The sequence below is a fragment of the Clostridium senegalense JC122 genome (assembly GCF_000285575.1).
Classification (GTDB): domain Bacteria; phylum Bacillota; class Clostridia; order Clostridiales; family Clostridiaceae; genus Clostridium_J; species Clostridium_J senegalense.
Genome location: NZ_HE611053.1, coordinates 413,738 through 422,628 on the forward strand (window position 1 = coordinate 413,738; position 8,891 = coordinate 422,628).

Sequence of the window (8,891 nt, forward strand, 5' to 3'; positions counted from 1 at the left end):
ACTTTCTAACTAATCTATTAAATAGATTTTATATCACAATATCCATATCCAATAGTTGCATTACCACCTATTTGAACTGGTTCTTTTCCTTTTATTTTTTCAAATTCACTTTGGTATTGTTTTCCTAAAACTACCCCAAAATAAAATCTAGTTTCTCTTGGTACAACTTCTTCATACCATAGATTTTCACTTTCTCCATTATCAAGTTTGTTTCTTGCTATAACAGGTAACCTATCTACTATTTCACTAAAATTATTATCATCTATTAAAATCAAACTTTCTCCAAATATTTCTTTTATTTTTTCCTCATTTTTAAATGATATTTCTTTAATTAACTTAGTATCAATCTCTTCTACAGTTAAATTCTCCATTGCTTCATCAATATCACTATTAAAATCTTTTAAAATCCATATAACATTTTTATTTTTATCTGCTTCTTCTTCAAATTTTTTTAAATCCGCTTTTAAACTTCCAATATCTTGTATACATTCTTTTTCAGATTGAAAATTTTCTATAAATTCTAACAAATCTTTTACTATTCTTGGACAAGTAGCTCTAAAAAAGGGTTTAACATTACTTCTTACTGGTATTGATAAAAGCATACCTGGAAAAATTTTATAATTTCCTATTCCATCTTCTTTATGCCCAAAAATATGTTTAATTGCCTTGCTTTTTTCTTTTTTAGGATCTAAGAAATTTCTCAAACTTCCTTTCAAACTAGAAGAATTAATAGTCGGAAATCCTGTTATTACGTCTCTTTGAACTTGGTTATCTATAAGAGTATAACTTGCATCTCCATTACCAACATGCATATTAGTTAAACATCTTATTGTATATATTTTAAAATTATCCATTCTAAATCCCCCTAAATAAATATGTTATATCCTATTTTTTGAAATTTACTATTACTTATATTTTTTATTAATGTATTGTAATTATCTTTAGTAGCAAACAAAACCGATCCTTTTTCTATAAAAGAATATCTACTTTCACTTCTTTCAAATCTTTTATAATAATTTTTGTCCTTTAAGATATTATAATTTTCACTTCTTAAACTTCTAAAATCTATCTTAGTTGAAATTGAATAATTACAATTTTTTTCGTAAATATCTTTTGATATATACGTATCTGATAGTAAAATTATTTTATATACACGTTTTATTTCTTTGATTTCTTCTTTATTAGTAGTTACTGATATTCTTTCTTTTATAGTAAAATCATTTTTTGCTTTATTTATAAAGTCTATTTTATCCTTAATATCAAAATTAATCTTTTCAAAAGATATAAAGAAATGGCTTCCTTCTCCACCTAAAGCAACTATATTTTTATAATTTTCAAAAGTAATTTTTCCTTCTTCCTCTTCTATATCTAAAATAAAAGCAAAAAACTTATCTGCTCTTTCATAGTTACTATCATAATTAAATTTATATTTTTCTAATCTAAATAAAGAATTATTTTCCGTCTTATGATTTTCACCTAATTTTATACCTATAGAACAATCTTTTATAAAGATTTTATTTTTACTCACAATCTCCCCTGTTTTAATATCCATAAAATCTTCTGATAAACCCTTTTTAGCCTCAAAATCTATTGGCAAATACACCTCTTCTGCTAAATTGGTTTTAACTTTTAAACAGTTACCTTTATCATCATTAAATTTAAATGGGATATATTTATCATGACTATTATTTACATTGTGATCTTTAGGTATTTTAATTAAAAACTTATCACTACCTTTAGTTTCTTCTATTATAAAAACAGGAGATACGCTATTTATAATACCAAAATCTTGATTTTCATCTGCTATATTAAAACTTCTTTCACCTATTAACCTATCATTTTCTTTTTGTTGCTCTTTACTATAATCCCACTTTTCTTTTATACAACTATTTAAAACTAATATTTCTTTTCTAATCATTCCTAAAATTGATGTTTGCTGAGGAAATTCTCTTGACTTAACTATATTATTTTTGAGTGGTTTTTTTCCATCATAAAAGTCAAAAACCTTTTCTCCACCAAAGAAAAAAGAATCTATTGGCTTTAATTTAACTAAATATCTGCTCATATTTTCACCTTTCTTTTTAATCATCTAATTTTATATCTTCATCCATAAATTTAATAAATCTTAAATAAGTATATATTTGCTCTAAACATTTATCTTTATCTTCATCAGTTTTTGCTTCACTATAAATTTCATATATGAATTTTATCAAATTGTTTATATATGTTTTTATAGGCTCAGTTTTATGAATTTTTTCATCAAAATTATTTTTAAAGTAATTTTGCACTAATGATTCATTTTCCATAATCTTATTTAATATAACTTTATCTCTATTAAGTTTAAAATGTATAGCATTTAAATAATTTTTAACCTTTTTATCTTTTCCACTTAAACTATTACTTACATTTTTAAATAACTTTACAAATTGGTCATAAGACTCACTTTTCTTTCTTACTACTGTTTCAAAAGATTGTCCACTACTTTTTATCACTTTAAAAGCTATAGCATTTTTTTCTTTACCATTAAATTTATAGTTTTTAGCCTTATTAAAAAGCAAATCACGTGCTTCATCTAAAGCATAATACAATGGGAATTTGTGATGTACTATAGCAACCCCAAAAGATGTGGTAGGTTTTTCTTTTTCTTCATTAAACTTCTCATCAAATAAATCTGACAGTTTGTTTATAAGTTCAAAAATATTATTTTTATTTTCAGTTATTACAGGAGCTATAAAAAGTAAATCATCTCCACCGGCATATATAGTAAATCCACCATACTTTTTAATTTCTTTATGAGATTCCTTATCATATTTTAATAATTTACTTGAAAAAATTTTATAGTCTTCATACATATTCCCTCTGTTATTATGTATTTTAAATTTTTCTATAACTTTCCCCATAGAATCACCATCAGCTTGAACTACTGCTACATATTCATTAGCTTTTACTAGTTCATCTTTTAATCTTTTTCCTTCTACTACTTCTTTTATTTTCTCATCTTTATTTGGAAATTCATTATTATATGTTTTATCTAATGCTATTTTGAAAAGTGAAGGGTATTTCCCTTCTTTTCCACATTTTCCATAAGCATCTTTGCATAAAAAATGTTCTTTAGAATTATTCATATTATCATTCTTCAGAATATTAGTTAGATAATTTCCTTCAATATTCCTATCATTTGAAATTTTTTCTCTAAGCTCTAGAGCATCTAAAGCTTTATTAACTTTAAATATAATATTATTTTCGCCTTTTTCTTTATCTTCTTTTTTCTCTTCACTTAAATCTAAATCTATTTCTAAATAATATATTTTCAAGAAGTCTTCTATATTGCGTTTGATTTCTTCTTTAGTTTTATCCTTATAATCCTCATAACCTTTTATTTCTATTGAAATACAATCTATAACTTCATCTATAGATTGTTTAACTAAATCAAAATCTCCATTTTCTGATTGAAAAATAAATCTATCATGGAATAATCCTACTTCTTGTGGAACTTCATCATTTTCTTGGTCTGTTTTCTCATCAGTTTTTTTAATTGAGTTTTTTTCATATAGCCTTTTATTTAGTTTATTCAAAATATCATTAATGCATGGAAGTATAAATCTATCTTCTAATTTTTTATTTTCATTTTTTCTTTATTAAATTTTCTGTCTTTAACTATTAGTGTTTTTATTATATTTTTCATAATATAGGAAAACAAATAACTTCTTGCCCACAGTTCACCAGTTTGTTTTGCATTACTAATAGTTTCAACTATTGGACCAATTGTTAAACCTATATAACTTTTCTTATTTTTAGTCAATTACTTCACCACCTACTTATTTTATATTTTTTAATTTTTCTTTTGTTTCACCATCTATTGCAGCCTCTATACTTGATAAAAATTCATTTTTAGAAAAATTTTGAACCTTATAGCTTAAAGCTGATTGTGATAATCTATTTCTTTTTTTAGTTGTGTATTTTATATTTTCGTTAGTTTTAACAAATTCAAAAAATTCGTGTATATTAAATTCTTCCTGTGTAGGAGTAATTAATTGAATGCATCCTATCTTCTTTTTCTCTATCCATTTTGTTATTTTAAATTTTTGATTCCAAAATTCTTTTGGCATATCTTTAACTTTTATATATACTATAAAATTATTTTGTTCATCTTTTAAAGGTTTAAAAAATATAGGAGACTCCATCCTATCAATTTTAATATCACTTGTACCACTAATATGTTCCTTTTTTATATTAAACCACTTACCATATCTATCCTTCCAACTCTCCTCTACAGATAACCCCAGCAAATCTTTGATTAAATACTTATTTTCAACCAGTTTCTTTTTATTATTAACAAACTTATCCCTTATAATATCTTTATCCCATATAATTCCTTTTGTCTTAGCAAACTCTTTTATATATGGAGTAGTATCACTTTCTACACTTCTTATATTTTCCCATAATTTATTTATTTCTCTAAATACATCATTCCATAAAACAGGACTATTTTTCTTATTATTAAATACTTCTATTTTATAATCAAAGTATTCTTCTGAAATATTATTTTGACTTTTTAAGTCCTTATTTATATAAAAAGATCCAAATCCTTTATTTTGCCTTGTGCCAAAATTATTAAAGCAGAAAAATTTTTCTATATATTTTTTTATTCTATCTATTAATACTTTATGAAATGTAAAAAATTCTAAGATTATATATTCATTTGTAAAAACTCCATTAATTTTTTCACCTTCAAATCCACTAGCGAAATAAAGTTTTTTCATAGATTTATTTATATCTATCTTTTTTATTTTATTAGGATGTTCCATATATATCTTTAATCTATAATCAAAAGCTTTTTTATCTTTAAAATCATATTCTTTTTTACCAGTTTTATATCCTATTAAATACTGCTTGTACTCATTAAACTCATTATTGAAAGCACACTCTATTAAAAATCTATCTAACTTAGGCTTAACTTCTGTTGCTCTCAAAATTGCTCCTGGTTGTTCTGATTGAAAATGTATAAGTGGCGTATGTTGTTTTAATTCAATCTTAAATTTTGCCATAAAATCACCTTCTTTATTTTATTTAATAAATAATTTAAAAAAGTTATAGTCTAAAACAATATATATCGCTAAAAGTGTAATAATCCACATTATTGTTTTTATTATTTTATTATTATTTATCCACCTATTAATAACGCTTATTACTATAAGAACCACAACGAATGGGACATATTGCCATATAAATAACCATGTCAAATTCCCTATTTGTTTGTTATTAGAAAATAAACTTGAAATCAATGATATAACCGAAATACCTAACCCTACAAAAGTAACTATATTTAATAAACTGTTAGTTCTATCATTAGTTTCTAAATTAACATATCTTTGTATTTCGTCTATTTCCTCGTCTAATCTTTTTACTTCTGTGTCTATCCTCATAAGTTCCACAATTTTATCATATAATTCTATTCCTTGCTCTTGAGCTGTTACTTCTCTAAAATAAACAGTATTAACAAATCTAATATAATACTCTTGTAACTTTTTAATTTGCTTATAAATATTTTTTCTTTCAAAACTATCTATTCTACTAACTATTCTAGAAGTTTCATCTGAAAACCTTAAAATAGAAGCTCTTTGAACTAATGCAAGTAAAATCATTTCATAATAGATAGTATTTATGTGATTAAATAATATATATTTAAAAGGTTTTTCTTCATTACAAAGTAGTACAAAAGAATATCTAGATATCCCAAACAATGTCCCATAATTTTTCCATCTAGTATAAGTTGACTTTAAAAGCAATTCTTTTGTCATTTCTTCATCTTGACAAGTTGCTCCTCCATTATCAACAAATAGAAACTGATACCAAAAATCATTTTTTAAATATTCGTCTTTATTAAAATTAGTTAGTATTCCAGAACAAGTATTATCACTGTAATAACAAATAACAAACATTCTATCATCTATTACTGGTTTTACAAATATAGTTTCTTCCTTACTTAAAGTTTTACTTTTATATCTCAATTCTTTTTCTGTAGAAACAAATTTTTCTCCTAAAATTTTCATTATAGTTTTTGATATTTTAGTAGGATTTTCTTTTGCTCCATAATCAAAATCCTCTTCTATAATTGTATTTTGTAGTTTTAAGGATAGTTTTTTAGCTAAAAATTTGTCTCTAACATCATCTAAGGGTATATACTGAGGATAAATTCTTCTTCCATAATCATTTATCCTTAATATATCTTCTACCTTTTCCCATTTGTGGTTATCTAAAAAGTATGATAAAGTAGCTACCCCTGTATCATAAACTTTTAATTTTATACTATTTATTTTTAATTTATAATGTTCATCGACAACTATAACACCTTTATCATCTTTTTTTTCTACGTGTATTTCATATATTGAATTTGCATCTACATTCTTATAATTTAAACATCTAACAATTGTATTGGATATTTTTTTATTAAATAATCTCCCTACATAATATTTACTATTTTTTAAATCCAAGACTATATTTTTATTTTTTTAATCGAGCTTGGTTTTCCATATATAGCCTTTCTAACATTGTCATAAAAATATGTATATGTATTATAATTCAAATCATTTTCTACTTCTTTATTTTTTATAATATTTGATGCTATTTTATCCTCTTCCCACTGCTCACCTTCCTTTAAATATTTAACAAACGTTTCTACATTTAACCTATTATCTATGCATTCATCCAAACAATGTTCATCTTTTCCTACATCCCATTTAAAAGGAAATATAAATATATGTGAACTTATTACATCTTTATTCATTATTTTCTCCTACTTTTTTCTATTATTGGTGTAATTTGAATTAATTACTATTTAAAATAATGCAATTCTGACTCTATAAATTCACAAGTTAAAGTGCTTTGTTTCATTTGATTTTTTAACTCTTTGGCCAACTTTATTACAGTATCCTTCCACTTTTCAATATCATCTACAAATTCTTTATTTGCAACTCCAGTGAGCACTACAGTCTCCTCACCATTTTCCGGACACCCCCATTCTTGGTTGTAAACTGTTTTACTTGATTTAATTACTGCTGAAACATAAATATTGCTTTTTTTAAATTCTTCTTTAGCTATTTTTTGCCATATACCCCCTATTAAATCTAAACTTTGACTTTGATTATTAGTATGAAAATAACCTTCATTTACTCCTGATACAATTTCAAATCTTAAAGTTTTACCCATTTTTCACCCTCCTGTCTTCTATTGACAAAATCCAGCACCCACTATTGAATTTTTTTCACCTAGACCTGTTGCCATTGCTAAAAATGCTGCCTTTTGTGATTCTTCATTATCATAAATTTTTATATTTATTTTATTTCCTAAAAGCTTTACTCCTTTATAATTAAAATACATAACTACTTTATTTTTAAATTCTATAGTTTCTATAAAATTGCCTACAATATTTATATCTTCATTGTAAAAAACTTTATACTTTTTCTCTAAGTTTGCTTCTAATCGTTGTTTAAATAATTCTATATCATCACCTTGTAACCATGGTTTGTTATCTATTGTTACTATGGTTGGTATAACTGTATATAAATTTTTTATATTTGTCTTCTTAATTTCTCTTTTTTCAACGGCTATAATCTTAAAATCATAACTTTTAAGAAATGGTAACGCTTCTGCTATCTTATCTATAAAGTTGTAATCTAATCCTCTAATTTTAAATATGTATAATCTATCTTTTTTATATATTTTATCTCTTTCTAATGGATAGAAATGATTAAATACATAATTTTTATATTCCTTCTTAGGATGAAGTTCCTTTAAACTTTCATCCAATAACATTGCTTTATTTATATTTTTTCCAATTACATATCCACAGTCAGCAAAGTAAATATCTTTATTCAACATAACTGTAACCGTTAACTCTACAAAATTCAACACAACACCTCATTTTTTACTAATTTATGAATATTATACCATAAATGTGATGAATTTTATAATAAAAAAACCACCGATTAAACAGTGATTTAAATTATATTTTTTATTTAATTTTAGAATTTTAATTAGACTTTAGTTTTATAAAGATACAATTTATCATTTAAATTTGTTTATATATAATGTAGTATGGCATTTTAACTGTTTTGGATATCCACGTTTTCAAATGAATAAATTTAGAAGTCAACTTGAAAATTTATATATGTCTTAAAATTTAATAACCTTTCTTAAATGTTTACAATTACATGGTGATAAGAAAATGAAACTTCAATACATCCTATGTTAAGGTTCAACCGCCAAATCCATTAAAGCTACAGCTACACCAAAATTATTTAAATACATCTTATGTTAAGGTTCAACATCTTTTCACTTCTATCCTCCTTTACTTCATAATCAATTTAAATACATCTTATGTTAAGGTTCAACCAATGGATCTAGTCAAAATGGTGGAAGTTCTCCCAAATTTAAATACATCTTATGTTAAGGTTCAACCTCCCTACACTTGAAAAATATCTTGTCATCTTCTGCATTTAAATACATCTTATGTTAAGGTTCAACCTACAAGACCCCTCCATAACGATTTTAAAATATCTAATTTAAATACATCTTATGTTAAGGTTCAACACACTGCTACTGTAGAACAGCTTCTGGCGAATGACAGATTTAAATACATCTTATGTTAAGGTTCAACTAAGAAGTGATGAGATAAAAAAAGAAATTGTTGAATTTAAATACATCTTATGTTAAGGTTCAACGATGATAAATTTTGAAAGATTGGAAGAAGGTATTCTATTTAAATACATCTTATGTTAAGGTTCAACAAGCTTGGCGTATATCTATCTGATTGTATATAGTTGATTTAAATACATCTTATGTTAAGGTTCAACTTCCATATCACTCAACAACTTATTAATTTCCTCGTT

The 8,891-nt window shown here is 24.3% G+C and carries 9 protein-coding genes and 1 CRISPR repeat array; all 9 genes read right to left on the reverse strand.

Annotation, left to right across the window (positions count from 1 at the left end; genetic code table 11):
* Positions 1-17: 17 nt before the first annotated feature.
* Genes cmr4 through cas6 form a run of 9 tightly spaced genes read right to left on the reverse strand, consistent with a single transcriptional unit; the run spans position 18 to position 7,911 of the window.
* Entirely contained in the window at positions 18-854 is an 837-nt protein-coding gene (cmr4, locus tag CSGHG_RS15960; RefSeq protein WP_010297512.1) for a type III-B CRISPR module RAMP protein Cmr4, read from the reverse strand.
* An 11-nt stretch (positions 855-865) separates the two neighbouring features.
* A complete protein-coding gene (locus tag CSGHG_RS15965) occupies positions 866-2,089 on the reverse strand; it encodes a type III-B CRISPR module-associated Cmr3 family protein (RefSeq protein WP_010297514.1) in 1,224 nt (407 codons plus the stop codon).
* Positions 2,082-3,575 (reverse strand): type III-B CRISPR-associated protein Cas10/Cmr2, encoded by a 1,494-nt coding sequence (gene cas10 / locus CSGHG_RS21185; RefSeq protein ID WP_235700162.1) that lies wholly within the window; start codon positions 3,573-3,575, stop codon positions 2,082-2,084. The genes CSGHG_RS15965 and cas10 overlap by 8 nt, the downstream gene beginning before the upstream one ends.
* A gap of 35 nt (positions 3,576-3,610) precedes the next feature.
* On the reverse strand, positions 3,611-3,802 hold the full coding sequence (locus CSGHG_RS24440; protein ID WP_235700163.1) for a type III-B CRISPR-associated protein Cas10/Cmr2: 192 nt from the start codon (positions 3,800-3,802) through the stop codon (positions 3,611-3,613).
* Between the two features lie 16 nt (positions 3,803-3,818).
* Positions 3,819-5,048, reverse strand: coding sequence for a hypothetical protein (locus CSGHG_RS21190; protein WP_010297518.1), 1,230 nt, complete (start codon positions 5,046-5,048; stop codon positions 3,819-3,821).
* A gap of 18 nt (positions 5,049-5,066) precedes the next feature.
* Entirely contained in the window at positions 5,067-6,494 is a 1,428-nt protein-coding gene (locus tag CSGHG_RS21195) for a magnesium transporter CorA family protein (protein ID WP_235700164.1), read from the reverse strand.
* Between the two features lie 2 nt (positions 6,495-6,496).
* The gene (locus CSGHG_RS24445) at positions 6,497-6,787 is read right to left on the reverse strand and encodes a hypothetical protein (RefSeq protein WP_235700165.1); all 291 of its coding nucleotides are present in this window, start codon (positions 6,785-6,787) and stop codon (positions 6,497-6,499) included.
* Between the two features lie 47 nt (positions 6,788-6,834).
* Positions 6,835-7,209: a hypothetical protein gene (locus CSGHG_RS15985; RefSeq protein ID WP_010297520.1), complete on the reverse strand. Its 375-nt coding sequence runs from the start codon at positions 7,207-7,209 to the stop codon at positions 6,835-6,837.
* Between the two features lie 18 nt (positions 7,210-7,227).
* Positions 7,228-7,911, reverse strand: coding sequence for a CRISPR-associated endoribonuclease Cas6 (cas6, locus tag CSGHG_RS15990; protein ID WP_010297523.1), 684 nt, complete (start codon positions 7,909-7,911; stop codon positions 7,228-7,230).
* Between the two features lie 321 nt (positions 7,912-8,232).
* Positions 8,233-8,855: a CRISPR direct-repeat array (repeat unit 30 nt; unit sequence ATTTAAATACATCTTATGTTAAGGTTCAAC).
* Positions 8,856-8,891 lie beyond the last annotated feature (36 nt).